Source organism: Arthrobacter sp. R4 (genome assembly GCF_051365025.1).
GTDB lineage: Bacteria > Actinomycetota > Actinomycetes > Actinomycetales > Micrococcaceae > Arthrobacter.
Genome location: NZ_JBLWIJ010000017.1, coordinates 131,742 through 156,275 on the forward strand (window position 1 = coordinate 131,742; position 24,534 = coordinate 156,275).

General features: G+C 67.0%; 22 protein-coding genes. 15 read left to right on the forward strand and 7 right to left on the reverse strand.

The window, feature by feature from the left end; all coding sequences use genetic code 11:
* Positions 1-36 precede the first annotated feature (36 nt).
* The 3 genes from ACLKOZ_RS12185 to ACLKOZ_RS12195 form a co-directional block, all read right to left on the reverse strand.
* Complete coding sequence (locus tag ACLKOZ_RS12185; protein WP_436475329.1) at positions 37-1,719, reverse strand: formate--tetrahydrofolate ligase; 1,683 nt, start codon at positions 1,717-1,719, stop codon at positions 37-39.
* A gap of 46 nt (positions 1,720-1,765) precedes the next feature.
* A complete protein-coding gene (gene mshA / locus ACLKOZ_RS12190) occupies positions 1,766-3,031 on the reverse strand; it encodes a D-inositol-3-phosphate glycosyltransferase (protein WP_436475331.1) in 1,266 nt (421 codons plus the stop codon).
* 138 nt (positions 3,032-3,169) lie between these two features.
* On the reverse strand, positions 3,170-4,567 hold the full coding sequence (locus ACLKOZ_RS12195) for a 6-phospho-beta-glucosidase (protein WP_436475332.1): 1,398 nt from the start codon (positions 4,565-4,567) through the stop codon (positions 3,170-3,172).
* Positions 4,568-4,637: 70 nt separating this feature from the next.
* Between ACLKOZ_RS12195 and ACLKOZ_RS12200 the strand changes: the two genes are divergently transcribed.
* The 6 genes from ACLKOZ_RS12200 to tsaD all read left to right on the forward strand — a co-directional run bounded on the left by ACLKOZ_RS12200 (position 4,638) and on the right by tsaD (position 9,961).
* Positions 4,638-5,729 carry a carbohydrate kinase family protein gene (locus ACLKOZ_RS12200; RefSeq protein WP_436475334.1) on the forward strand — a complete coding sequence of 364 codons (1,092 nt, stop codon included), beginning with the start codon at positions 4,638-4,640 and terminating at the stop codon, positions 5,727-5,729.
* A gap of 114 nt (positions 5,730-5,843) precedes the next feature.
* Complete coding sequence (gene alr / locus ACLKOZ_RS12205) at positions 5,844-7,061, forward strand: alanine racemase (protein WP_436475336.1); 1,218 nt, start codon at positions 5,844-5,846, stop codon at positions 7,059-7,061.
* Positions 7,058-7,699, forward strand: a complete 642-nt coding sequence (gene tsaE, locus ACLKOZ_RS12210) for a tRNA (adenosine(37)-N6)-threonylcarbamoyltransferase complex ATPase subunit type 1 TsaE (RefSeq protein WP_436475338.1) — start codon at positions 7,058-7,060, stop codon at positions 7,697-7,699. Before alr ends, tsaE begins: the two co-directional genes overlap by 4 nt.
* Positions 7,699-8,370 carry a tRNA (adenosine(37)-N6)-threonylcarbamoyltransferase complex dimerization subunit type 1 TsaB gene (gene tsaB, locus ACLKOZ_RS12215; RefSeq protein WP_436475340.1) on the forward strand — a complete coding sequence of 224 codons (672 nt, stop codon included), beginning with the start codon at positions 7,699-7,701 and terminating at the stop codon, positions 8,368-8,370. The genes tsaE and tsaB overlap by 1 nt, the downstream gene beginning before the upstream one ends.
* Before the next feature lie 44 nt (positions 8,371-8,414).
* Positions 8,415-8,876 carry a ribosomal protein S18-alanine N-acetyltransferase gene (gene rimI, locus ACLKOZ_RS12220; protein ID WP_337346935.1) on the forward strand — a complete coding sequence of 154 codons (462 nt, stop codon included), beginning with the start codon at positions 8,415-8,417 and terminating at the stop codon, positions 8,874-8,876.
* A complete protein-coding gene (gene tsaD / locus ACLKOZ_RS12225) occupies positions 8,873-9,961 on the forward strand; it encodes a tRNA (adenosine(37)-N6)-threonylcarbamoyltransferase complex transferase subunit TsaD (RefSeq protein WP_337350880.1) in 1,089 nt (362 codons plus the stop codon). Before rimI ends, tsaD begins: the two co-directional genes overlap by 4 nt.
* A 94-nt stretch (positions 9,962-10,055) precedes the next feature.
* Here tsaD and ACLKOZ_RS12230 read toward each other — a convergent pair whose 3' ends face one another.
* Positions 10,056-11,207, reverse strand: a complete 1,152-nt coding sequence (locus tag ACLKOZ_RS12230) for a glutamate--cysteine ligase (protein WP_337350881.1) — start codon at positions 11,205-11,207, stop codon at positions 10,056-10,058.
* Positions 11,208-11,600: 393 nt separating this feature from the next.
* Between ACLKOZ_RS12230 and ACLKOZ_RS12235 the strand changes: the two genes are divergently transcribed.
* Both ACLKOZ_RS12235 and ACLKOZ_RS12240 read left to right on the forward strand, forming a co-directional pair.
* Positions 11,601-13,037 carry a glycoside hydrolase family 3 N-terminal domain-containing protein gene (locus ACLKOZ_RS12235; protein WP_436475491.1) on the forward strand — a complete coding sequence of 479 codons (1,437 nt, stop codon included), beginning with the start codon at positions 11,601-11,603 and terminating at the stop codon, positions 13,035-13,037.
* A gap of 88 nt (positions 13,038-13,125) precedes the next feature.
* Positions 13,126-13,956, forward strand: a complete 831-nt coding sequence (locus ACLKOZ_RS12240; protein ID WP_436475343.1) for a shikimate 5-dehydrogenase — start codon at positions 13,126-13,128, stop codon at positions 13,954-13,956.
* 3 nt (positions 13,957-13,959) lie between these two features.
* Here ACLKOZ_RS12240 and ACLKOZ_RS12245 read toward each other — a convergent pair whose 3' ends face one another.
* Positions 13,960-15,195 (reverse strand): THUMP-like domain-containing protein, encoded by a 1,236-nt coding sequence (locus ACLKOZ_RS12245; protein WP_436475345.1) that lies wholly within the window; start codon positions 15,193-15,195, stop codon positions 13,960-13,962.
* A gap of 54 nt (positions 15,196-15,249) precedes the next feature.
* Here ACLKOZ_RS12245 and ACLKOZ_RS12250 point away from each other — a divergent pair, with 54 nt between their 5' ends.
* From ACLKOZ_RS12250 to groL, 3 genes are all read left to right on the forward strand, one after another.
* Complete coding sequence (locus ACLKOZ_RS12250; protein ID WP_436475347.1) at positions 15,250-15,636, forward strand: hypothetical protein; 387 nt, start codon at positions 15,250-15,252, stop codon at positions 15,634-15,636.
* A 208-nt stretch (positions 15,637-15,844) separates the two neighbouring features.
* Entirely contained in the window at positions 15,845-16,141 is a 297-nt protein-coding gene (gene groES, locus ACLKOZ_RS12255; RefSeq protein ID WP_050054380.1) for a co-chaperone GroES, read from the forward strand.
* Between the two features lie 77 nt (positions 16,142-16,218).
* Positions 16,219-17,829 carry a chaperonin GroEL gene (groL, locus tag ACLKOZ_RS12260; RefSeq protein WP_436475349.1) on the forward strand — a complete coding sequence of 537 codons (1,611 nt, stop codon included), beginning with the start codon at positions 16,219-16,221 and terminating at the stop codon, positions 17,827-17,829.
* Between the two features lie 172 nt (positions 17,830-18,001).
* Here groL and ACLKOZ_RS12265 read toward each other — a convergent pair whose 3' ends face one another.
* Positions 18,002-18,601, reverse strand: a complete 600-nt coding sequence (locus tag ACLKOZ_RS12265) for a dihydrofolate reductase family protein (protein WP_436475351.1) — start codon at positions 18,599-18,601, stop codon at positions 18,002-18,004.
* Between the two features lie 89 nt (positions 18,602-18,690).
* On the opposite strand from ACLKOZ_RS12265, the gene ACLKOZ_RS12270 reads away from it, so the two are divergent.
* The 4 genes from ACLKOZ_RS12270 to ACLKOZ_RS12285 all read left to right on the forward strand — a co-directional run bounded on the left by ACLKOZ_RS12270 (position 18,691) and on the right by ACLKOZ_RS12285 (position 23,498).
* A complete protein-coding gene (locus tag ACLKOZ_RS12270) occupies positions 18,691-20,214 on the forward strand; it encodes an ATP-dependent DNA ligase (protein WP_436475353.1) in 1,524 nt (507 codons plus the stop codon).
* 105 nt (positions 20,215-20,319) lie between these two features.
* The gene (locus ACLKOZ_RS12275) at positions 20,320-21,957 is read left to right on the forward strand and encodes a helix-turn-helix domain-containing protein (protein ID WP_436475355.1); all 1,638 of its coding nucleotides are present in this window, start codon (positions 20,320-20,322) and stop codon (positions 21,955-21,957) included.
* 90 nt (positions 21,958-22,047) lie between these two features.
* On the forward strand, positions 22,048-22,392 hold the full coding sequence (locus ACLKOZ_RS12280) for a hypothetical protein (RefSeq protein WP_436475357.1): 345 nt from the start codon (positions 22,048-22,050) through the stop codon (positions 22,390-22,392).
* The gene (locus ACLKOZ_RS12285; protein WP_436475359.1) at positions 22,392-23,498 is read left to right on the forward strand and encodes a flavin-containing monooxygenase; all 1,107 of its coding nucleotides are present in this window, start codon (positions 22,392-22,394) and stop codon (positions 23,496-23,498) included. Before ACLKOZ_RS12280 ends, ACLKOZ_RS12285 begins: the two co-directional genes overlap by 1 nt.
* Here the strand turns inward: ACLKOZ_RS12285 and ACLKOZ_RS12290 are convergent.
* Entirely contained in the window at positions 23,467-24,435 is a 969-nt protein-coding gene (locus tag ACLKOZ_RS12290; protein ID WP_436475361.1) for a DUF389 domain-containing protein, read from the reverse strand. The two genes, ACLKOZ_RS12285 and ACLKOZ_RS12290, sit on opposite strands and share 32 nt — an antisense overlap.
* Positions 24,436-24,534 lie beyond the last annotated feature (99 nt).

Sequence of the window (24,534 nt, forward strand, 5' to 3'; positions counted from 1 at the left end):
CAGAGTGATAGAGCAAACCGGTATGGAAGCTGATGGTCAGGAGAGGCCTACCGGATTGCCGGCGTCGTCCACGTCCATGCGCATAGCGGCCGGCGCGGCGGGCAGGCCGGGCATCGTCATCACCGCACCGGTGAGAGCCACGATAAACCCGGCGCCGGTCTTGGGAATCAGGTCGCGCACGTGGATGGTGAAGCCCTTCGGCGCTCCCAGCCGGGAGGCCTCGTCGGTGAACGAGTACTGCGTCTTGGCCATACAGACAGGCAGCCCGGACCAGCCGTTCTTCTCGATATCTGCCAGCCGTTTCAGGGCAGGAACGGAGAAGTCCACGCCGTCCGCTCCGTAGATTTCCTGGACGATGGTCCTGATTTTCTCCTCCACCGGCAGGTCCAGGGGATACAAGTGGTGGAAGCTGTTCGGCGCAGCAACTGCGGCCGCCACTTTGGCCGCCAGTTCGTCGCCCCCGTCCCCACCGCCGCCGCGTCCCCAGACGTCCGCCACCGCGGCCTGGACTCCTTCCGCCGCGCACCACTCCAGGAGCCAATCGAGCTCCTCGGCCGTGTCGGAAGAGAACTTGTTGATAGCCACCACCGGCGTCACTCCGAATTTCTCCACATTGCGCACGTGCCTGCGGAGGTTGGCGACGCCGGCCTGCAGCGCTTCGATGCCGGGTTCCGTCAGCCGGTCCTTGGCTACGCCGCCGTGCATCTTCAGTGCCCGGACGGTGGCAACAACAACGACGGCGGACGGCGCTACCCCCGCGTTCCGGGCCTTGATGTCCATAAACTTCTCCGCACCCAAGTCGGCGCCGAAGCCCGCCTCGGTGACCACGATGTCCGCCAGCCGCCTGGCCGTCTGGGTTGCGATCAGCGAGTTGCAGCCGTGTGCGATGTTCGCGAACGGGCCACCGTGGACCAGAGCCGGCGTACCGGCGATGGTCTGAACCAGGTTGGGTTTGATCGCTTCCTTGAGGAGCAGGGTGAGCGCGCCCTGCACGCCGAGGTCCGCCACGGTAACGGGTTCGCGGCCGTAGGTGTAACCGAAGGTGATTCGGCCCAGGCGCCGGCGCAGGTCAGCCAGGTCCGTAGCGAGGCAAAAAACCGCCATGATCTCCGATGCCACGGTGATGTCGAAGCCGTCTTGCCTGGGGACACCCTGGGTGGGCCCGCCGAGCCCGATGACCACTTCCCGCAGCGACCGGTCGTTCATGTCCAGGACCCGCTTGAACGTCATGCGCCGGGGATCGATGCCCAGCTCGTTCCCCTGGTAAATGTGGTTGTCCACGAGTGCCATGAGGGCGTTGTTGGCTGAAGTGACGGCGTGGAAGTCGCCGGTGAAGTGCAGGTTGATCTCGTCCATCGGCAGGACCTGGGAATAGCCTCCGCCGGTCGCGCCGCCTTTCATGCCCAGGATAGGTCCGAGCGAGGGTTCCCGGAGGGCGATCATAACCTTGTGCCCGGCCCGGGCCAGTGAATCGGCAAGGCCCACCGTGGTAGTCGATTTCCCTTCGCCCGCAGGCGTGGGAGACATCGCGGAGACAAGCACCACTTTGCCGGCCGGGGCGGGAGCGTCCAGCCGGGCGGGGTCGATCTTGGCCTTGTACCGTCCGTACAGTTCCAGCGCGTCCGCGTTGATTCCTGCTGCCGCCGCTACGTCGCCGATGGGCCCGATCTTCGCCTGGCGCGCGATTTCAAGGTCGGTGAGGGGAATCCGTTCAGACATCTTTGTCCTTCGTTAGGCGGTTCGGGCGGGCGCGGTGGCGTCTGCCTCAGGGTGCTGGGGCTGCCGGGATCAGGCGGCCTACCAGGTGGTTATCGACGGCGGCATGGTAGCTTTCCAGCGTAATGGCGGCGGTACGCTGCCATCCCGAGTTCTGGGCCCGGATGGCGGCCGCCCGCCCCATGTCCTCCCGAGTCACCGGATCGTCGTACAGGGCCTCCAGCGCATCGGCCCAGTCTTCGGCGTGGTGGCCATCGACGAGCAGTCCTGTCCGGCCATTAAAGATCGCCCGGGACAGCCCACCCACCCGGGTGGCCACCACCGGCGTCCCGCAGGCCTGGGCTTCAAGCGCCACGAGCCCAAATGATTCGCTGAACGAGGGCATCACCACGACGTCGGCGGCCCGGAACCAGGCCGCCAACTCCGGTGCACCCACCGGGGGAAGGTGCGTGACGACGTCGTCCATTCCTGCATCCGAGACCAAGTGGCGCAGATTGAAGTCCTTGTTGCCGCTGAGCGCACCGAGGATGGTGAGCCGCAGCTTGATGTCGGGGCGCCGTGAGCGAAGCTTCGCGGCCGCCTTGACCAGGATCTGCGGACCTTTGAGCCGCTGGATGCGCCCGGCGAACAGCAGGTGGAAGGTGTCAGCCGGGATGCCCCGCTCAGAGCGCGACCGTGCACGGAAGGCCGGAGTGAACGTGGCCAGGTCAACCCCCGGCGGAGCGATATCGATGTTGTCGTAGTCGGCACCGTAGTGGGAAACCAGTTCTTCGGCCTCCGCGCTGGTGTTGGCAATCAGGCGGGCGGCGCCGTCAACAATCCGGTGTTCGCCCACCTCGCGCCGCCGCGGCTCCGGCTGTTCCCCGGATTCGAGGAGCAGGTTCTTGACCTTGGCCATGGTGTGCATCGTGTGGACCAAGGGCACTCCCCAAAGCTGGGACAGCTCCAGGCCGGCGATGCCGGAGACCCAGTAGTGGGAGTGGAGGACGTCGTAGCGGCCGTGCGGCTGGCGCTGGCGGATCTGCTCGATCTCGGCCACCATGCTGTGCAGGAGGCCTGGAAGCTCCTCTTTGGGCACCTTATGAGGAGGGCCGGCCAGGACGTTGTGGACGCAGACGCCGGGACCGGGATGTTCGACGGCGGGCTGGTTGGCCGAGGTGGAACGGGTGAAGATTTCCACCTCCACGCCGGTCTCGGCCAGGGCGGAGGCAAGTTCGCGGATGTATACGTTCATCCCGCCCGCATCGCCGGAGCCAGGCTGCTCCATCGGCGAGGTGTGGAGGGAGAGCAGGGCGACCCTGCGAATCAGCGCCACGGCGTCTCCTTCCAGCACCGGCGCAGCATGCGCGCCCTCAGTTATGCATCCGATAAAACACTACTCCTGACGTTAACGCCCGGCCTCCCGCCAGGAGCCCGGCGGCCACGTGGCGTATGTGAATGCAGCCACTGGTGCTCAGCGCCAGAGTTCCTGCAGCGACGGGAACGCCCGCTCATAGCCGGCGAGCAACTCACCCGCCAAGTGGGTTGAGTCCACCAGTGGGTGCCGGGCGAAGGCGTCGAGGGCGGCTGCCCGGTCGCCGTGCGTGGCTGCCCCAACGGTGAGCTGTTCCACCGCCTTGACCCGGCGCAACAGGCCCAGTTGCTCCCGGCGGGGCGCCGACTGCGGGAGCGGCACCGCGCCGTCGGCCGTCACGGTGCAGGGGACCTCGACGACGGCGTCCGCCGGCAGTCCCGGAATGGCCGGTTGCGGTTGGGCAGGGGCTGCCCCCGTGGGTGGAACAGTGTTGCGGGTGTTGAGGATCAGTTGAGCGTCGCCGGTGCCGCCCGCCAAAGCGCGCATGACAGCCAGGGCCACGCGTTCATAGCCGCCGCCGGCGAGATCTTCTTCCGCACGCTGCTCACCCTGCATCCGGGCCTCGGCCAGGTAACCCTCCTCCCGCGACCGGCGGGCGGCGTCCCAGAGCCGGTAGGCGCGGGCGCCGGCCGCGGCGAGCTGTGGATAGAGCTCAGCCTGCTGCGTGTGGATGGACTCGCCGCGGGTCTGCGGCATGGCCCCCATGGCAGCCACGGCGCTGTCGCGCCGGTAGTAGTAGTAGAGGTACTCGTTGGGAAGCGCACCGAGTCCCTCAAGGAACGGCTGCGGGAACAGCCGGCCCTCTTCGAAGGTGCTAAGGGCCGCCGGGTCTGACAACAGGCCGGGGAGCAGGTCCCGCCCGCCCGACTCCAGCCGGTACAGCCAGCCGAGGTGGTTGAGCCCGTAGTAGCCCACGCCGTCGAGCCTTCCGTCCTGCAGCGGAATTCCGACGGCGCGCGCGGCACGGTGCACCAGCCCGCCGGCCGAGTCGCAGATGCCGATCGTCTTCGGCCCGAGCACGGGCAACAGGGCTTCGGTGACCATCCCGGCTGGATTGGTGAAGTTGATCAGCCACGCGTCCGGGCAGTGTTCGCGCATCTGGCGGGCGAGTTCCAGCATCCGGGGAATGGTGCGCAGGGCGTAGGAGATCCCCCCGGCCCCGGTGGTTTCCTGGCCCAGCAGGCCCAGGTCCTTCGCTACACGCTCATCTGCGATGCGTCCGGCCGTCCCGCCGGGCCGGATTGCGGCGAACACCATGTCCGTGCCGCGAAGCGCGTCTGGCAGCGACGTGGTGGTGCGGACCGTAAGCGGCTGGTCCTCAACGCCTGGGGGCAGGGCGGGCATGGATTCGAGCACTGCTTTGATGGCACTGAGGCGGGAGGGGTCGACGTCGTACAGCACCAGTTCGCCGGCCATCCCCGCGAAGGCGCCGGAGCGCAGCGCCCGGTACACGAGGGGAACCCGGAATCCGCCGCCGCCGGCGATCATGAGCCGCATAACCAGCAGTCTAGGCCCGACGGCGGGCCGCCCCTATCGCTGGCGGGCGGCAGGGCGTATCGTGCCGGACATGGACGCCATCCCCGCCCGCCGCTTCGACCCGCTCTCCGCCGTCCGCTCGCCGTCGGACGGTGAGTTCGACCTGATCCTCGCAGGCACGGTATTCCAGGACATCATTTTTACCGGACTGCCCCACGCGCCGGAACCGGGAACGGAGATCTGGAGCGAGGGCATGGGCAGTTGTCCCGGCGGCGTGGCGAACCAGGCCATCGCAGCGGCGAGGCTGGGCCTGAAAACGGGCCTGGCGGCAGCGTTCGGCGACGACGGCTATGGCGACTACAACTGGAAAATCCTGGCCGGGCAGGAACACGTGGACCTCAGCCTGTCCCGGCGCATCCCGGGGTGGCACTCCCCGGTCACGGTGTCGCTGAGCGTCCAAAAGGACCGTTCGCTCGTGACTCACGGGCACCCGGCTCCCGTGACGTCGTCCGAGCTGATTGGGCCGCCGCCGCCGGCGCTCGCAGGGATCGCCGAACTTGACCTCGAAATCGAGCCCTGGGCCGTTGCCGCCCACCAGTCCGGAGTGAAGCTTTTCGGCGACGTCGGCTGGGACCCCAGTGGCAAGTGGTCGCCGGTCCGGCTGGAGAACCTGCAGTACTTCCACGCGTTCCTGCCCAACCAGCGCGAAGCCATGGCGTTCACCGGCAAGGATGATCCCTGGGCGGCGCTCTATGCCCTCGCAGACCGCGTGCCGGTGGCAGTGGTGACGCTGGGCGCGCAGGGGGCCATGGCGGTGGACTCGGAGACGGGCGAGGAGGAATGGGTTCCGTCTTTGCCGGTCTCGGCCTTCGACCCCACTGGCGCCGGTGACTGCTTTGACGCCGCGTTCATCGTGGGCAGCCTCGCGGGCTGGCCGCTGGGCAACAGGCTGCGCTTCGCCAACCTGTGCGCGTCACTGGCCGTGCAGGAGGTGGGCGGCTCCCTGGCTGCTCCGGGCTGGGGCGACATTGCCGACTGGTGGCAGCGGGCCAACGCGCGGCGGGAACGCCAGAGTAGCCAGTGGCTCCGCCGCTACGGCTTCCTCGAAGAGATTGTCCGGGACGTTCCACTGGCCGCCCAGCGCCGGGCCACCGCCACGATCGCCCACCTTTCCGACGCCTGAGGCGCCTGAGGCACCGAGACGCTGGGTCCCTGGGCACTGAGCTCCCGGTTCCCCAGGACAAGCGATTAGCCGGCCGTGAAATGCGGCTGGGCCGCCCGCACTAGAATCACTAAGGTGACTTACCCCGTAGCAACCGGTGACTTCAGCGCAGCCCCAGGAGCGGATCCGCTCTACGAACGCTCCGCCATCATCGACCTGGACGCCATCCGCCACAATGTCCGCAGGCTGGCCGACGCGGCGTCGCCCGCGAAGGTCATGGCGGTGGTGAAGGCCGACGCGTACGGGCACGGAGCGGTTCCCGTGGCCCGGGCCGCCCTTGAAGCAGGGGCCTCGTGGCTGGGCGTCGCCCACATCTCAGAAGCCCTCGCACTCCGGACCGCGGGCATCGATGCGCCGATGCTGGCCTGGCTGCACACCACCGAAAGCAACTTCGGCGCGGCGGTGGCGGCCGGGATCGACATCGGATGCTCCGGCTGGGAGCTGGACAGGATTGTTGCCGCCGCCCGCGAACAGGAACGCCCAGCCCGGATCCACCTCAAGGTGGACACGGGCTTGGGCCGGAACGGCGTCACGCTGGACGGCTGGGACCACCTGGTGGGCGAGGCCCTCGAGTACCAGGATCAAGGAGTCCTTCGGGTAGTGGGCATTTTCTCGCACCTCTCCGTCGCCGATGAGCCTGAACGGCCCGAGACGGACCACCAGCTCGCTGCCTTCCGTGAGGTGCTGGCCGTGGCCGAGGATGCGGGCGTGGACCCGGAAGTGCGCCACCTTGCGAACACTCCGGCCGCGCTGTCCCGGCCGGACACCCACTTCGACCTCGTGCGCGTGGGCCTGGGCATCTACGGCCTCTCCCCGTTCGAAGGCCAGACGTCCGCCGAGCTGGGCCTCCGCCCGGCCATGACACTGCGGACCCTGGTGTCGCAGTGCAAGCACGTGCCGGAGGGACAGGGGGTTTCCTACGGACTGCGCTACCACACCACCAGCCCCAGCACCTTGGCCCTGATCCCCGTCGGCTACGCGGACGGCATACCTCGCGTAGCCACGGGCGGTCCAGTCCGGGTGGCCGGGCATACGTATCCGGTGGTGGGACGGATCGCCATGGACCAGATGGTGCTCGACCTCGGCGACGCGGGACCGGCCGGTGCCGGGCTGTTGGGTGCCGAGGCAGAAATTTTCGGCAGCGGCTCCGACGGCGGGCCAACCGCAGATGACTGGGCGCGCGCCGCCGGAACCAACAACTATGAGATCGTGACCCGGATCAGCCCGCGGGTTCCGCGCCAGTTCATCAACGAGTCCGCCGTGCCTGTCTCCGCGAAGCAGCCCACGCTATGAGCCTTCCTGCTGCCGGCGCCAGCCCGGATCCCGCCGCCAGCCCGGATCCCGGCGCCAACTGGGAGTGGACCGTCAGCGTGTCGACGGCGGACCAGACGCATGAGCTCGGCGCGGCTTTGGCGTCGGTGCTGGACGCCGGGGACCTGCTGGTGCTGACGGGCGAACTGGGGGCCGGGAAGACCACCTTCACCCAAGGCCTGGGGGAGGGGCTGGGCGTGCGGTCCGGCGTCATCTCGCCCACATTTGTACTCGTGCGGATCCACCCCAACCTGCCCGACGGTCCCCGTCCCGGCGGCCCGGACCTGGTGCACGTGGACGCATACCGGTTGGGCTCGGCGTCGGAGATTGACGACATCGACCTGGAAAACACCATGGATTCGGCCGTGACGGTGGTGGAATGGGGCCGTGGCCGGGTGGAACACCTGAGCGAGAGCCGCCTCGAAATTGACCTGCACCGCGCTATCGGTGTGCCGCCAACGCAACCGCATGCTGTGGCTGGAGCCCATGAGGGTGAACTCGACGTTCTGGACTTTGACACCGACGACGATGACGAGCCCCGCACCATCGTAATGCGCGGCTTCGGTCCGCGCTGGGCGTCAAGGCCTGCCCTCGGCGAAATCATCGAAGGGACATCCTGATGCTTATCCTTGCCATCGACACATCGGCCGTTGCCAGCGCCGCACTGGTGTCCGATGACGCCCTGGAGGGCGTCGTGGCCAGCTTCGCCACCGAGGACACCAGGAGCCACGCCGAGGTGCTCGCGCCGGGCATCGATGAACTCCTCGCCTCGGCAGGGGTCTCAGGCAGCGACATCGACGCCATCGTCGCCGGCGTGGGTCCTGGCCCGTTCACCGGCCTGCGGTCCGGCATCGCCACCGCGCGGACATTGGCGTTTGTCTGGAACAAGCCCCTGCACGGCATGATGAGCCTGGACGCTGTCGCCTTGGAAGTCGCCGAATCCACTGACGCGGTGCGCGAATTCCTGGTAGTAACGGACGCACGCCGGAAAGAGGTCTACTGGGCGCGCTACAGCCTGCAGGACGGCCAGCTGCCTCAGTTGGAGGACGGCCCGCACGTGGGCTTCGCCGCGGACCTCCCCGACCTGCCCGCCTATGGAGCCGGGGCAGGGCTGTACTCCGACGTACTGAAGGCCAACGCTGCCTTCAGCGCCGAACAGCCCGATGCCCTGTACCTTGGCCAGTTCGCGCTGGCGCGGCTCGCCGCTGGCGGTGAGCTGCCTGACTCAACGCCCCTGTACCTCCGCGAATCCGATGCGCAGGTGCCCGGGCCGCGGAAGCGGGCGCTGTGAGCACCCCGGCCGTGCCCGGAGTTGACGGGGTAGTCCTGCGCGACATGACGCTGGAGGACGTGCCCACGGTCAACGCCCTGGAACAGCGGCTGTTCCCCGCAGATGCGTGGCCCCTCCACATGTTCTTCGACGAGCTGTCGCAGACGGACACGCGCCGGTATTTGGTGGCCGAAGCGGCTTCCGGGATCGTGGGCTACGCCGGCCTGATGTGCATCGAGCCCATCGCGGACGTCCAGACCATCGCCGTCGTTCCAGAATTCGAGGGGCGGGGGATCGGCTCGGCCCTGCTGACCCGGCTGATCGAGGAAGCAGCAGGGCGCGGCGCCCAGGACGTCCTGCTTGAGGTCCGCGCGGACAACCCCCGGGCCCAGCAGCTGTACCTGCGCTTCGGGTTTGAGCAGATCCATGTGCGCCGCGGGTACTACCGCGACGGCGTGGACGCCCTGATCATGCGGCTCCAGCTGACACCGGACGAACCCACCACAACGGAAGCAGACCAGCCATGAACCGCTCGCAGCCCCTGGTGCTGGGCATCGAATCCTCCTGCGACGAGACCGGAGTGGGAATTGTCCGCGGGACGACGCTGCTGACGAATACGGTTTCCTCCTCAATGGACGAACACGTCCGCTTCGGCGGAGTGATCCCCGAGATTGCCTCCCGGGCACACCTGGATGCCTTCGTGCCCACGCTGCGGCAGGCCCTTGGCGACGCCGGCGTGGAACTGGAGGACGTGGATGCCATCGCGGTCACGTCGGGACCCGGACTGGCAGGCGCCCTCATGGTGGGCGTCTGCGCGGCCAAGGCCCTGGCCGTGGCCACCGGTAAGCCGCTATACGCGATCAACCATCTGGTGGCCCACGTGGGCGTTGGCCTGCTCGACGGCCAGTCAGGCAGCGCCCCACGGCTGCCGGAGAACCTCGGCGCCCTCCTGGTGTCCGGCGGCCACACCGAGATCCTCAAAATCAACAGCATCACCGACGACGTTCAGCTGCTGGGCTCCACGATCGACGACGCCGCCGGCGAAGCCTACGACAAAGTGGCCCGCATCCTGGGCCTCGGCTATCCGGGCGGTCCCGCCATCGACAAGCTGGCCAGGACCGGCAACGCCAAGGCCATCCGCTTCCCGCGCGGCCTCACCCAGCCCAAGTACATGGGCTCTGCCGACGAACCGGGTCCGCACCGCTATGACTGGTCCTTCAGCGGCCTCAAAACCGCGGTGGCCCGGTGCGTGGAGCAGTTCGAAGCCCGCGGCGAAGACGTTCCGGTGGCAGACATCGCGGCTGCCTTCCAGGAAGCCGTGGTGGACGTGATCACCTCAAAGGCCGTGCTGGCCTGCCGGGAGAACGGAATTAAGGACGTCCTGCTCGGCGGCGGCGTCGCCGCCAATTCCAGGCTGCGCGAGCTGACCGGCCAGCGCTGCGCGTCCGCCGGGATCAAGCTGCACGTCCCGCCGTTGGACCTCTGCACGGACAACGGTGCCATGGTGGCAGCCCTGGGTGCACAGCTGGTCATGGCCGGAGTGGCGCCCAGCGGGATCCGCTTCGCGCCGGACTCCTCGATGCCGGTCACCGCGGTTTCGCTTCCCGCCTGAACTTCCGCCCGGTTGCTCTATCACCTGTGGTCCCTAAACCGAGGGTTTAGGGACCACAAGTGATAGAGCAACGCTAAGAGAGCTGGCGCAGCGGTCAGGCCGTGGGGCCGTTACGCATCTGTTTGACCAGGTCCAGCACCACGGCCTGCAGGTTCCCGCCGTTCTCGGCGGCCACACGGCGCTGGCGCTGGTAGCCGGCGCCGCGGCTGATGATTTTCTCGACGTCGGCGAGCTCGTCCGGGCAGCCGAGCTTGGCTGCCACGGGCTCAAGCCGGTTCAGGGTCTCCAGCAGATGGTCCGTGACCAGCTGCTCCCTGCCCTTGGCGTCGAGGATGATGATGGCCTCCATGCCGTAGCGGGCGGCACGCCATTTGTTTTCCTGGACGTGCCACGGCGGCATGGTGGGGATGGTTCCGCCGTTGTCCAGGGTGGTGGAGAACTCGTCCACCAGGCACTGTGTGAGGGCGGCAATCGCGCCCACTTCCTCCAGCGTGGCCAGGCCGTCGCAGATGCGCATTTCGATGGTGCCCAGATTGGGAACCGGACGGATGTCCCAGCGGATTTCGGACAGGGTGTCGATCACGCCCGTGGTGAACATGTCCTGGACGTAGGACTCGTATTCATCCCAGGTGGCGAACTGGAACGGCAGTCCAGCGGTGGGCAGCTGCTGGAACATCAGCGCCCGTTGTGAGGCATAGCCGGTGTCCTCGCCGCCCCAGAACGGGCTCGACGCCGACAGTGCCTGGAAGTGCGGGAAATAGTTGACCAGGCCGTCGAGCACCGGAAGGGCCTTCTCGCGCCGGTCCAGGCCCACATGGACGTGCACCCCATAAATGACCATCTGCCGGCCCCACCATTGGGTACGGTCGATCAGCTTGGCGTACCGGGCTTTGTCCGTCACGGGCTGCAGCTGGGGCGGGCTGAAGGGGTGGCTCCCGGCACAGAAGACTTCCACGCCCATGGGGTCGGTGATTTCGCGGACCGCGGCCAGGGACCTGCTGAGGTCTTCCTTGGCTTCGCCGGCCGTCTCGCAGATGCCAGTGACAAGCTCCACTGTGTTCAGCAGCAGTTCCTGCTTGATGTGGGGGTGTTCGTCGTCCTCGTTCAGTTCCGGGTGTTTGGCGGCGACGCCGCGGAGTACTTCGTTGGCCACGGAGGCGAGCTCCCCGGTCTGGCCGTCCACGAGCGCCAGCTCCCATTCCACACCAAGAGTTGATTGCCTCGATGAAGCGAAATCAATCTTCATGCGTTCCCCTAACTGTTCGGTTGTCCCTGGCGCACGCCGCCCCGGCGGACTGCCCTGGCAGGCGGCGGCCGGACGGGCGAACGGGTGGTTCAAGTCTAGTGCAGGGGTAGCATCGTATTGATGGCCTTGTTCCCGCGGACCCGTGACAGTTTTCACAAAACCACCCTCATTTTGGCAGCAGTGGCCACTCTGGCCGCCTGCACGGGCGTCCCCACTCCGGCGCCCACGCCTTCCTCCCAGTCCTCCACTCCCAGCCCGCCGCCGTCTGCAGCCAAACCAACGACGACGCCGGCACCGCCGTCGCCCTCTGCCTCACCTGATCCCGGGGCCAGGCCTCTCGGCTGGGGTCCGCTGCAGCGCGACATGGATGCGGCCGCGGCGGCAGTGGCCGCCATGACGGTGGAACAGAAAGCCGGCCAGGTCCTGATGCCCTTCTTCACCGGCGCGGACGCTGCAGCCCACGCCGCCACCATCGAGCGCCTGCACCTGGCGGGCTCGATCATCATGGGGGACAACGTTCCCGTGGATGCGCAGAAGCAGGTAGATCCGGCGGCCATGGCAGCCACCACCGCACGCCTGGCTGCCGCAGCCCGCGCGGACGGCCGGACGTGGCCCGGCCTCATTGGCGTGGACCAGGAGGGCGGCGTGGTGTCCCGGCTCGGTGCGCCCCTGACTGAATGGCCGGCGCCCATGAGCTATGGTGCGGGCGGGGACGCGGCGCTCACGAAGGACGCCGGCCGTGCGGTGGCGTCCGAACTCGCGCCGCTGGGCTTCAACGTGGACTTCGCACCGGACACGGACGTCACGATCGGCCCCGCGGATCCCACCATCGGTGCGCGGTCCATGTCAGGGAACCCGGATACCGCCGGGGCGCTGGGCGTGGCTTTCTCCCAGGGGATGCAGGAGGCAGGTGTCCTCCCAGCAGTGAAGCATTTCCCCGGTCACGGCTCGGTGACCGTGGACTCGCACCAGGACCTGCCGATGCAGCCGGCCACTGTTGCCGACCTCGAAGCCCGCGACTGGAAGCCCTTCCGGGCCGCCGTCGCCGCCGGTGTGCCCATGGTCATGACGGGGCATATCGCCGTACCTGCGCTGGAACCCGGCGTGCCGGCGTCGTTGTCCGCGCCCACCTACGCCGCGCTCCGGAGCATGGGCTTCAAGGGCGTAGCGGTAACGGACGCCCTCAATATGGGTGCTGTCCAGAAGCAGTATCCGGACGGCTCCGCTGCCGTGGCTGCGCTCGCCGCCGGGGCCGACCTGCTGCTGATGCCCACGGACGTTGGACAGGCCCACGCGTCCATCGTGGGCGCCGTGGCCGGCGGGCGTCTGTCGGCGGCACGCTTGGACGAAGCCGCGCAACGGGTCGTGACCATGATGGTCTGGCGTGGCAGGACCCCTGCATCCTTCCTTGGGACGCCCCCCGGAAGCGGCCAGGACCTCTCAGCCAGGGTTTCCGCTGCCGCTGTGACAGTGGTGGCCGGACCCTGCAGCGGGCCGCTGGTGCCCGGCGCTGTCCAGGTGTCCGGTGGCTCGCCCCAGGACAGGGCCCGGTTCGAAGCCGCTGCTGCGAGGGCCGGGCTGGCTATTGGCGGGGGGCCTGTAGTCAGCCTCATCGGCTATGGCGGTGCTCCTGCCGGTGGTGACATCGCTGTGTCGCTCGACGCGCCCTGGCCGCTGCAGGACTCCGCGGCTCCGGTCAAGGTTGCCTTGTACGGACGCAGCGCTGGGGCCTTCGACGCACTGGCGGCCGTGCTGGCAGGCAAGGCGACGGCCCGCGGGAAGCTGCCCGCCGCCGTCGGAAGCTTCCCGGCCGGCACCGGCTGCCCCTAACCCAACTGGGTAGCAGCAGATGTCGTTTTGGACCCTCATAACGACATCTGCTGCTACTTAGTTGGGTTGAATCACGTTTAATGGACCGGTGCCCATTCTTAATAAAGACATGACCCTCTGCATCTCGCTGTCGGCGCGGCCCAGCAATAACGGGACCCGCTTCCACAACTACCTCTACGACCAGCTGGGCCTGAACTGGATCTACAAGGCCTTCGCTCCGACGGACCTCGCCCAGGCCATTGCGGGCGTCCGGGGACTGGGGATCCGCGGCTGTGCGGTTTCCATGCCGTACAAGGAGGACGTGATCGCGCTCGTGGACGAAATGGACCCCTCGGCCAAGGCCATCGATTCGGTGAACACCATCGTGAACACGGACGGGCACCTCAAGGCCTACAACACGGACTACACGGCCATTGAACAGCTGCTTAGGTCGCATGCGGTTCCCGTGGACTACTCGGTCCTGGTCCAGGGCGCCGGCGGCATGGCGAAGGCCACGGTGGCGGCCCTCCGCGACGGCGGCTTCACCGACGTCACCGTGATTGCGCGCAACGAGGACGCCGGGCGGCCCCTCGCCGACCTCTACGGGTTCCGTTGGCGGTCAGCGCTCGACGGCGGCACGGCGGACCTGATCATCAATGTCACGCCTATTGGTATGGCGGGAGGTATGCAAGGCGGTCCGAATGCGGACTCCCTGTCCTTCCCCGAAGGCACGATCGCGGCAGCCAAAGTGGTGTTCGACGTCGTGGCACTCCCCGCCGAGACGCCGCTGATCAAGGCGGCGCGCGCCGCAGGAAAACCAGTGATCACCGGGGCCGAAGTGGCCACCATCCAGGCACTGGAGCAGTTTGTGCTTTACACCGGCGTCCGGCCCGCCGACGAGCAGGTCAGGGCCGCGGAGGAATTCACTCGCGCCCAGTAGCTCTCAGGCCGGTTCCACCACGATGGCCACCCGGTCCTCCCCGATGCGGGTCAGGACCAGGGTGGCTGTTTTGTTTCCGGCCTTCTTGCTGTTCTTGCCGCCCTTACCTGCGGCAAGTAGCTGCTTCCGCAGTTCCTCCGGGGTGACTGACGTGCCGCGCTTTTTGATGTCGAGCACGCCGATGCCGTTGTCCTTGACCCAGGCCTTGAGTGCCTTGACGTTGTACGGCATGACCTCCATAACCTTGTAGGCCCGCGCGAACGGCGTGTCCACCAGGTCAGGGGCGCAAATGTAGGCGATGTGCTCGTCCACCAGGTGCCCGCCCAGTTCAAGGGCGACGTCGGCCACCAGCCCTGCGCGGATCACCGCGCCGTCGGGCTCGTACAGGTAGCCCTCCACCGGGCCCACCGGTGCCGTGGGACCAGCGCCGAAATCTTCGGCGCTGGTGATTTCGGCGGCACCCTGGGGACCCAGGAGCAGGGCGGCCCGGCGGATGCCTGGCCTGCGCACCGCGTTGAACCACAGCGTCACCTCGGTGACGTCGCCGCCCACCGAGACCCACTGGGCCTCGCAGTCCGCCGGCACGGATTCGTGCGGCATCCCGGGGCCCATTTTGACCCCGACCGCACGGCCTGACGCGGCAAGCGACTCCACAAAGGACAGCGGCGGCGAGAAGGCTTCCGGATCCCAGATCCGCGTGGTTCCGGACGTGGAGGTGACGCGGCGGGCCGGATCCAGCCAGACGCCGTCGATCCCGTCCAGCGGCACGGACGTCGCATCGGAGTGCACCACGGTGGCGTTGGGGAACGGGATGAGGTTCACCGTGGCGCAGGCGGCCGTGGTCTCGTCCATTTCGACGGCGGTGACGGTGATGTCCATCGAGGCCAGCGCCAAGGAGTCCGCTGCGAGCCCGCAGCCGAGGTCTGCCACGTGGCTGATGCCGGCCTGGGCGAAACGCTCGGCGTGCCGGGCAGCGACGTTCAGCCGGGTGGCCTGCTCCAGCCCGGCCTGAGTGAAGAGCATGCTCCGGGCGAACTCGCCGAACTTCAGTTCCGCCTTCGTGCGCAGCCGGGACTGCGTGAGGACCGCAGATACCAGCGCGGGGGAGTGGCCAGCCTTGCGAAGGGTTGAATTCAGCTCGAATGAGGTGTCTTCACGGTAGGGGCCAAGGGACGCCAGCAGGTCCCAGCCTTCGCTCGTGAGCAGTGGTGCGATCTGGTCCTGCGGTGCTTGAGCCATGCGTTCAAGAGTAGTGGAGGAGCGCCACGGTGAGATGCCGATAGGGTTGAAGGCATGGAAGACAGCGCAGGCCTACAGCCGTCCGAACAGCCACATTCGAATACCCCAGGCTTGGTGAAGTTCGCCCGTCCCGCACTGATTGCCGGGGTTGCCGTGGCGGTTGTCTGCACTGCCCTGCTGGTGATCATCTTCTTCCTGGACACCTTCAACGCCACCGTGTACTCCGTTGGCGGCAAGGATATCCAGGACGCCACGGACGAGGCACGCGAGATCAGGGACCTGTACTCCGCGGCCCGGCTCGGCGGCGTTATCCTCCTGGTGGTATCCCTGCTGGCCGCAGTAGCCGGCGCCGTCGTCCTGTATCTTCGGCGGGGCAACGGCCGTGATGAGGGCAACGAAGGCGATGAGGAGGTTGATTTCGACGACCTCGCTGGCCGCTGATCTTGTTCACCCGAGGCAAAATTCTGGCACTCGCCTTGACCGAGTGCTAACCCCTTACATAGAGTCGTCATTAGCACTCTCCCTAGGAGGGTGCTAACACATGAAGAGCTGCCAGCCAGGCTGCTGCCGGCACCGCGACGACGGTTTGCCAGCCACGGCGCCCCAGCTCTCCAGTCCATGAATTTGCTGACGAAAAGGAGAGGTCCGAGTGTCGGTCTCTATTAAGCCTCTTGAGGATCGTATTGTTGTCCGCCCGCTCGAAGCCGAGCAGACCACGGCTTCCGGCCTGGTCATCCCGGACTCCGCACAGGAGAAGCCGCAGGAAGGCGAAGTTGTTGCAGTAGGCCCCGGCCGCTTTGACGACAACGGCAACCGCGTTCCCCTGGACGTTGCTGAAGGCGACGTCGTTATCTACTCGAAGTACGGCGGAACCGAAGTCAAGCACAGCGGCACCGAGTACCTCGTGCTGTCCGCCCGCGACGTCCTGGCGATCGTCGTAAAGTAACTCTTTGGATCCCCGTGCCGCTGACCATGCATTCCGCTGGTCAGCTGCGCGGGGTTCTGTCTTGAAAGGACACAACCATGGCAAAGCAGCTTGCGTTTAACGACGCTGCGCGCCGGTCTCTTGAAGCCGGCATCGACAAGCTCGCCAACACTGTCAAGGTGACGCTCGGCCCCCGTGGCCGCAACGTTGTCCTCGACAAAAAGTGGGGAGCACCCACCATCACCAACGACGGCGTCACCATTGCCCGCGAAGTTGAGCTGGATGACCCGTACGAGAACCTTGGCGCCCAGCTGGCCAAGGAAGTAGCCACCAAGACCAACGATGTTGCCGGCGACGGCACCACCACCGCAACGGTGCTGGCCCAGGCCTTGGTCAAGGAAGGCCTGCGCAACGTTGCTGCCGGCGCTGCTCCTGGCCAGATCAAGCGCGGTATCGAGGTTTCCGTCGAAGCCGTTGCAGCCCGCTTGCTCGAGAACGCCCGCCCGGTTGAAGGCACCCAGGTTGCCAACGTTGCAGCCATCTCGGCCCAGAGCGACGAAATCGGCGAGCTCCTCGCCGAAGCCTTCGGCAAGGTTGGCAAGGATGGTGTCATCACCATCGAAGAGTCCTCCACCACGCAGACCGAACTGGTCCTCACCGAGGGCATGCAGTTCGACAAGGGCTACCTGTCCCCGTACTTCGTCACCGACGCAGAACGTCAGGAAGCCGTCCTCGAAGACGCCCTCATCCTGATCAACCAGGGCAAGATCTCCTCGGTCCAGGACTTCCTGCCGCTGCTGGAGAAGGCACTGCAGAGCTCCAAGCCGCTGTTCATCATTGCCGAAGACGTTGAAGGCGAAGCACTCTCCACGCTGATCGTCAACCGTATCCGCGGCACCCTGAACGTGGTTGCCGTCAAGGCTCCGGGCTTCGGTGACCGCCGCAAGGCCATGCTGCAGGACATCGCCACCCTCACCGGTGCGCAGGTTGTCTCCCCGGAACTGGGCCTCAGCCTGGATACCGTTGGCCTCGAGGTGCTGGGTACCGCCCGCCGCATCACGGTGACCAAGGACAACACCACCATCGTTGACGGTGCCGGTTCCGCAGAAGACGTCGCAGCCCGGGTTTCCCAGCTGCGCGCCGAACTGACCCGCACCGACTCCGACTGGGACAAGGAAAAGCTCCAGGAGCGCCTGGCCAAGCTGGCCGGCGGCATCGGCGTGATCAAGGTTGGCGCAGCCACCGAGGTTGAGCTGAAGGAAAAGAAGCACCGCATCGAAGATGCAGTGTCCTCCACGCGCGCTGCCCTCGAAGAAGGCATCGTCGCCGGCGGCGGTTCCGCGCTGATCCACGCGCTCAAGGCACTCGACGAGGACCCTGCAGTCAAGGCCCTCGAGGGCGACGCCGCTGCTGCTGTGGGCATCGTCCGCCGCGCCCTGGTCCAGCCGCTGCGCTGGATCGCCCAGAACGCCGGGTTCGACGGCTACGTTGTCACGGCCAAGGTTGCAGAGCTTGAGACCAACAACGGTTTCAACGCCAAGTCCGGCGTGTACGAGGACCTGATCGGCGCCGGTGTCATCGACCCCGTCAAGGTCACCCGTGCAGCACTGCGCAACGCGGCGTCCATCGCCGCGCTGGTCCTCACCACCGAAACCCTCGTGGTGGAGAAGCCCGCTGAAGAAGACGAGCACGTAGGCCACAGCCACTAGTCCCCACCGGCTCCCAAGTCTCGCTTCGCTCGACTTGGGTCCCTCGCCGGTGTGGGCCCACGGACGACGTGGGCCCAGGGCCACCGCAGTACGTCATTGCACAAAAAACCGGTCCAGCATCTGCTGGGCCGGTTTTTTGTGCCATTGTGCATGGTTTGGGCCGGTTACGGCACTAGGCGCCCATCTCCTGGGTCTCGACGTCGCCCGCGCGCTCGTACACCAGCGACACCGCCCCCTTCGGGAAGCTGCGCGCCGGCTCGGCGAGGCGGAAGGTCGCGGGAATGGTTCCGGCGTCAAAGAGGCGCTTGCCCTGCCCCAAAGTGACCGGATACAGCCACAGGTGGAGGCGGTCCAGGACGTCCGCGGCGAGGAGTGAACGGATGAGGACACCGCTGCCGAACATATGGACTTGGTCGTACTCCTCGCGGAGGCGGCCCGCAGTGGTGGCATCCGGCAGCACCGTGGTGCCAGACCAGGCCGGATCAGTCAGGCTGTTGGAAACGACGAACTTGGGCACCCTGTTGAGGGTGCCACCAATGTCGTCGGACTGGTGGGGCCAGTAGGCGGCGAAGATATCGTAGGTCTTCCGGCCCAGGAGCAGGGCGTCGATGCGTTCGATCTCGGCGCCGATGGCCGCGCCTGCCTCGTCGTCGGACACTGGTGCCTGCCAGCCGCCGAAGGCGAAGTCGCCCTCGGTGTCCTCCTCCCGGCCGCCGGGGCCCTGGTAGACGCCGTCGAGGGTGATGAACAGGTTCGCGACGATGATTCCCATGCGTCCAGTCTGGAACTGCGGTCCCGGCCCTGTCCAGCATCGACAGTTACTCGTGTGCCCGTTATCGGACGGCGTGGCAGACTGGTGCCATGCTGCTCGACGAGCTCGTGAGGACCTCGGATGCCGTCGCGTCTACCCGCTCCCGGCTCGCAAAGATCGACGCACTGGCTGGCCTGCTGCGCCGCCTTGGGCCCGTGGACATCGCGCCGGCCGTTGGGTTGCTGATCGCCAAGCCACGGCAGGGCCGCGTGGGGATCGGCTGGCGCGGCATGTCGGCGGCCATGGGGGAGCCGGCCGCCGAGCCGAGCCTGACCGTTGCCGACGTCGATACGGCACTGGACCGGTTGCTCCTCATCGCAGGCGCCGGATCCGCGGCGGAACGCGCCGCGATCCTCCGGACACTTACGGCGGCAGCCACCGAGCGTGAGCAGTCCTTCATCGCGGGGGTGCTGCTCGGTGAGTTGCGTACTGGGGCACTTGAGGGCGTGCTGACGGACGCCGTTGCCCGCGCCGCGGACCGGCCCGTGGAGGCCGTACGCCGCGCGGCAATGCTCTCCGGCGATCTCGGCCAGACCGCCCTCCTGGCCATGACGGGCACGGCAGCCCAGCTTGACGCCGTCGGCCTCGTCGTCGGCCGTCCGGTGCAGCCCATGCTGGCCTCCACTGCGGCCAGCGCCAGCGAAGCCCTGGAGGCAACAGGGGAGGCGTCCGTGGAATACAAGCTCGACGGCGCCCGCATCCAGGTGCATCGGCTCGGCGACGACGTGCGCATCTACACACGCACCCTGGCTGAAGTGACCCACCGGCTGCCTGAAGTAGTGGAGGTAGTGCGCGCACTGCCGGCCCGTGAGGTGATCCTCGACGGAGAGACCCTCACCCTCGATGAGGACGGCGGCCCGCGGCCGTTCCAGGAGACCATGGCGAGGTTCGGGGCGGATGCGGCGCGCGCCGCGGTGTTGCACCCGTGGTTCTTCGACGTGCTGCATATCGACGGGCGCGACCTCCTCGATGAGCCGCTCGCCACGCGGATCGGCGTCCTTGAGCGCATCGCCCCGGCGCACCGGATCCCGGGGGTGATCACGGCGGATGCGGACGTTGCTGAGCGGGTGTCCCGCGATGCGCTGGCCGCGGGCCACGAGGGCGTGGTGGTAAAAGCGGTCGGGTCGGCCTACGCTGCCGGCCGGCGCGGTTCCAACTGGATCAAGGTAAAACCGGTGCTCACCTACGATCTTGTGGTGCTCGCCTGCGAGTGGGGTTCGGGACGGCGCTCCGGGCTGCTGTCGAACTTGCACCTCGGCGCCCTCGATCCGACCGGTGAGTTCGGCGAACCCGGTGGCTACGTCATGGTGGGCAAGACCTTCAAGGGCCTTACCGACGCGCTGCTGCGCTGGCAGACCGAAAGGTTCCAGGAGATCGAGGTGCGGCGCACGGCGGGCACTGTCTGGATGGAACCCGTCACAGTTGTTGAGATCGCGATCGACGGCGTCCAGCAGTCTTCGCGTTATCCCGGCGGAATCGCCCTTCGGTTCGCACGCGTCAAGCGCTACCGGGACGACAAGACGGCGGCGGACGCCGACACGATCCAGACGCTGCGGGCGCTGCTGCGCTCGTAGGTTGTGCCCGCTGGCCAGCGGGCGTACCGTGGCGCTTAACTACCGTCGCGTCCAACACGTGGAGGGGCTGAACCGCTGGGTGGACGGTATCCGAAAGGCAGCCAGATGACAGCTGAGGCGGGCATTGACCAGGGCCGGGCGGCGTTCCGCGAGAACCGCTGGACTGATGCCTTCGAGAGCTTCCGTGATGCCGACCAGCAGGGCGGACTGCCTGCACCGGACCTTGACCGGCTTGCCGTCGCGGAAATCCTGACCGGCAACACAACAGCCGGTCTGGACACCCTCACCCGGGCACATGAAGAGTACCTGGTCGTTGGCGACGTTATCGGCGCCGCCCGGTGTGCCGGCTGGATGGGGATGCAGCTGATGAACCTAGGGGAGGCAGCCCGGGCCGGGGGCTGGTTTGCCCGCGGCCAGAGGTTGGTGGACGAACTGGCAGAGCCCGATGCCGTCCAGGGCCTCCTGCTCCTCCCGATGGGCCTCGGCAAGCTGTACGGCGGTGATCCGGCGGGCGCTCTTCAGGTTTTCTCCCAGGTGGCGGACTTCGGCCAGAAATTCCAGGACAAAGACCTGTCAGCCTTGGCACTCCTCGGGACCGGCCAGGCGACCCTCATGCTCGGGCACCCCGACGAAGGCCTCCGGATGTTCGACGAAGTCATGGTGGCAGTGACGGCCGGAGAACTGTCTCCAATTCCTTCTGGAATCATTTACTGCGCCGTTATTGGCAACTGCCACCTGGCCTTTGACCTGGAGCGGGCATTGCAATGGACAACGGCACTGGACCGCTGGTGCAACGCCCGCCCTGACATGGTGGCCTTTAGCGGGCAGTGCCAGTCACACCGCGCAGAAATCTTCCGGCTGCACGGGGCCTGGGCCGAGGCGATGGAGGCGGCGGCAGCAGCCCAGGGACGTTCCACCCGGGGTGACCCCCAGGCGCTTTATGGCGGCTTCTACCAGCAGGGCGAAGTGCAGCGGCTCACCGGCAAGCTGGATGACGCCGACGCTTCCTACCGGGAGGCCGCCAAGAGCGGCTATGAGCCGCAGCCCGGCATGGCGCTCCTGTGGTTGGCCCGCGGAGACGCGAAGCAGGCGCAGTCGATGATCCGCCGGGCGGTCGGCGTGGCCGACGTCGCAACCCGCCGGAACCTGTTGCCCGCCCTGGTGGAGATCGAGTTGGCCGCACCCGACCTGGAAGCGGCGAGGCGGGGCGCCGACGAGCTGGAAGTCTTTGCCCGCGAATGCCCGATGCCCATGGTCCGGGCGGTTGCCGACCAGGCCGACGGCGCGGTCCGGCTCGCTAACGGCGATCCCGCGGGTGCGTCGCCAGCACTGCGGAATGCCTGGAAGCTGTGGCTGGATCTCGGCGTCCCCTACGAGGCCGCGCGCTGCCGCGTTCTCATTGGGCGTGCGTGCCGCGAGCTTGGTGACGAGCCCTCGGCGCTGATGGACTTCGAGGCAGCTCATGCTGAACTCCTGGAGTTGGGCGCTGCACCTGCCGCCGCCTGGGCCGCCTCGCTCATGCGGGATGGCGCCGACGCCGGACCAAAGGGTCCGCTGTCCCCGAGGGAGACGGAAGTCCTTCGGCTCGTTGCTTCCGGCGAGGGCAACCGGGCGATAGCCGCTGAACTCTATCTGAGCGAAAAGACGGTGGCCCGGCATATCAGCAACATCTTCCTGAAGCTTGGCCTTTCCTCCCGGGCGGCGGCCACAAGGTATGCGTTCGAGCATGGGCTGGCGGGCTAAGGGGCTGCACAAAAATACCCATAGGCCCGTCGGTAGATTTACATGGTTTGGCCGACGCGGGCGGGCTGGCCCCGATCGTAGCCTCAAAGCATGAACCTTCCAGTCCTTGCCGGCACACTTTCGACGGTGCTGTTTGCTTTGGGAATGCTGCCGATGCTGGTCAAAGCGGCCCGCACACGGGACCTCGCCTCCTACAGTCTGGGGAACCTGGTACTGAGCAATGTGGCTAATGCCGTTCATTCCATCTACGTCTTCAACCTGCCCGCCGGCCCGATCTGGGCACTCCACTTGGCCTATGTCCTCGCGTCCGCGCTGATGCTGGCGTGGTGGTGGCGCTACAGGGAGACAGAACATGGTGCGGCAGGGAGCCCGGCCGCTGGTACACGGGAAGGTTCAGCCGCAGGAATCAACTTCAGTGAAAAAGGAGCGCAGTGATGAACAACGAAGATGTGACCGGAATGCTGGACACGATGATCATCGGAGGCGGGCAGGCAGGTCTTGCCATGGGCTATTACTTGAAAGAACAACAACGGAAGTTCCTGATCCTCGACGCTAACCCGAGGGGCGGAGACGCCTGGCGCCGGCGGTGGGATTCGCTCAGGGTCTTTACTCCGGCCAAGTACGACGGGCTCCCGGGTGCGCCGTTCCCGGCTGACCCGCTGACCTTTCCCACCAAAGATGAAGTGGCCGAATACCTTGAGGGCTACGCCGCGCAGTATGACCTGCCAGTTATCAACGGAGTCCGCATCGAACGCCTGTGGCGGGAAGGAGACCGCTATATTGCCGTCGCCAACGGCCGCCGCTGGGAAGCGCACAATGCCGTCGTGGCAACGGGATGCAGCCAGGCCGCCAAGGTGCCTGGCTTCGCCGCGGAGCTGTCGCCGTCCATCGTCCAGATCCACTCAAGCGACTACCGGAACCCCCGGCAACTGCAGGACGGCCCGGTATTGGTAGTAGGTCTGGGGAACTCGGGGGCGGAGATCGGCCTCGAAGTGTCCAGGACACATCACACGATCGTGGCGGGCAAGCCCGGCGGGGAGATCCCGGTAAAGCACGGCCCGACGGCGGCAAGGTACTTCTTGCCCGTCGTGCGGTTCCTGGGTCTGCACCTCCTCACCCTCAACACACCGATCGGACGGAAGGCGGCCCCGTCCTTCAAAGCACACGCCGCTCCACTGATCCGCACCAAGTCCAAGGACCTCGCCAACGCAGGCGTCAGCCTCGTGCCACGGGCGGCCGGGGTGGACAACGGAATGCCCGTCCTGGCGGACGGTACGCGGCTGGAAGTATCGAACGTCATCTGGTGCACCGGGTTCAAAGATGATTTCAGCTGGATCGATCCCGCCCTCCTGGACGACGGCGGGCTGCCCCGGCAGGAACGCGGTGTGGCGCTTGATTCACCTGGCCTGTACTTCCTGGGACAGGAATTCTTGTTCGCGGCGGTATCGGCCACGCTTCCCGGAGTCAGCCGCGACGCCCGCTACCTGGCCAGGAGGATACCGGTATCCGTCACCCGCGAGTCCGCCGCATCTTCCATTTGAGCTGGCGCGCCGTGCCCGCAGGCAGCCGACTGGAGACCAGGCGATAGAAAACCAGCACTGCCACGGCGGCGGCCACGATCCCAACCAAGTTGACCAAAAGCTGCAGCGCCGAACCTGCAGCTTTCTGGTATTCGCCGAGGACCAGTGCCACCGCGACGAATCCCGCCGCCGGCACCGTGGTCACCGAAATGAACACACCAATGAGGGCGGCCGAACGCCGGCTGATGACCGACAACATCCCGGCCGCGCCCGCCAGCACGGCCACGATCAGCGAGTACGGCCCCGGATGGTAAATGAACTCCACCGCGGAACCGGATTTGAGGACATCAGCCGGAAAGAGCCCAAGCGGGACGGACAGCCAGGCGCTCAGGGCCGCCAGAAGCATGGCCACCGGGAAACCGACGCCAAGCGCGACGGCGGCGCGTCGCCCCAGCCGCCAGCGGCCCCGGGCCACCGCGACTGCGAGAGCGGCCAGCGGGCCGAATTCCGGCCCCACCGCCATGGCACCCACAATGGCGATCGTTGAATCGGTCACAATGCCGATGGCGGCAAGCTGCGTTGCCAGCACGAGGAAGGCGAGGTAGCTCCACGTCAGCCGGGAGTCCTCACCGGTCTGCCGCGTCACCTCGTCCCAGATCATGGCGTCAGCCCCGTCACCGGGCGCCGCTTTCTCGGCCGCGTCCGCGCGGCGGGACAGAACCAGTTCCGGCATGGAGACGGATATGGACCCCGCTTCGTGCACTTTGAGGACGTGCAGTTTCTCCAGTAACTCCTCCACAGCTTCACGGGCGACCTGGACCTCGAGGACATCCCCGGGAGGAAGGATGGACGCCCCCACAAGACGCGCGACTTCGGCGGTTCCGGTCTGCCCGGCACAGCATTCCTGCACGACGCCGGAGAGCTCTCCGGGAACACAAATGCGCATCTGGACTATCACGTCAGATCCCTTCCTGGCTTGGTGACAGCATAGTTTCCCGGCCAAGGCGACTACGTAGACTGGCCGGCCCTGATTGGTCATCGAAATTACGGATCGGTA

Bases quoted from the DNA above. Each gene is read 5' to 3' on its own strand.
- ACLKOZ_RS12185 (WP_436475329.1), bottom strand. From the start codon at position 1,719: ATGTCTGAACGGATTCCCCTCACCGACCTTGAAATCGCGCGCCAGGCG.
- ACLKOZ_RS12195 (WP_436475332.1), bottom strand. From the start codon at position 4,567: ATGCGGCTCATGATCGCCGGCGGCGGCGGATTCCGGGTTCCCCTCGTG.
- ACLKOZ_RS12200 (WP_436475334.1), top strand. From the start codon at position 4,638: ATGGACGCCATCCCCGCCCGCCGCTTCGACCCGCTCTCCGCCGTCCGC.
- tsaE (WP_436475338.1), top strand. From the start codon at position 7,058: ATGAGCCTTCCTGCTGCCGGCGCCAGCCCGGATCCCGCCGCCAGCCCG.
- tsaB (WP_436475340.1), top strand. From the start codon at position 7,699: ATGCTTATCCTTGCCATCGACACATCGGCCGTTGCCAGCGCCGCACTG.
- rimI (WP_337346935.1), top strand. From the start codon at position 8,415: ATGACGCTGGAGGACGTGCCCACGGTCAACGCCCTGGAACAGCGGCTG.
- tsaD (WP_337350880.1), top strand. From the start codon at position 8,873: ATGAACCGCTCGCAGCCCCTGGTGCTGGGCATCGAATCCTCCTGCGAC.
- ACLKOZ_RS12230 (WP_337350881.1), bottom strand. From the start codon at position 11,207: ATGAAGATTGATTTCGCTTCATCGAGGCAATCAACTCTTGGTGTGGAA.
- ACLKOZ_RS12235 (WP_436475491.1), top strand. From the start codon at position 11,601: ATGACGGTGGAACAGAAAGCCGGCCAGGTCCTGATGCCCTTCTTCACC.
- ACLKOZ_RS12245 (WP_436475345.1), bottom strand. From the start codon at position 15,195: ATGGCTCAAGCACCGCAGGACCAGATCGCACCACTGCTCACGAGCGAA.
- ACLKOZ_RS12250 (WP_436475347.1), top strand. From the start codon at position 15,250: ATGGAAGACAGCGCAGGCCTACAGCCGTCCGAACAGCCACATTCGAAT.
- groL (WP_436475349.1), top strand. From the start codon at position 16,219: ATGGCAAAGCAGCTTGCGTTTAACGACGCTGCGCGCCGGTCTCTTGAA.
- ACLKOZ_RS12265 (WP_436475351.1), bottom strand. From the start codon at position 18,601: ATGGGAATCATCGTCGCGAACCTGTTCATCACCCTCGACGGCGTCTAC.
- ACLKOZ_RS12270 (WP_436475353.1), top strand. From the start codon at position 18,691: ATGCTGCTCGACGAGCTCGTGAGGACCTCGGATGCCGTCGCGTCTACC.
- ACLKOZ_RS12275 (WP_436475355.1), top strand. From the start codon at position 20,320: ATGACAGCTGAGGCGGGCATTGACCAGGGCCGGGCGGCGTTCCGCGAG.
- ACLKOZ_RS12280 (WP_436475357.1), top strand. From the start codon at position 22,048: ATGAACCTTCCAGTCCTTGCCGGCACACTTTCGACGGTGCTGTTTGCT.
- ACLKOZ_RS12285 (WP_436475359.1), top strand. From the start codon at position 22,392: ATGAACAACGAAGATGTGACCGGAATGCTGGACACGATGATCATCGGA.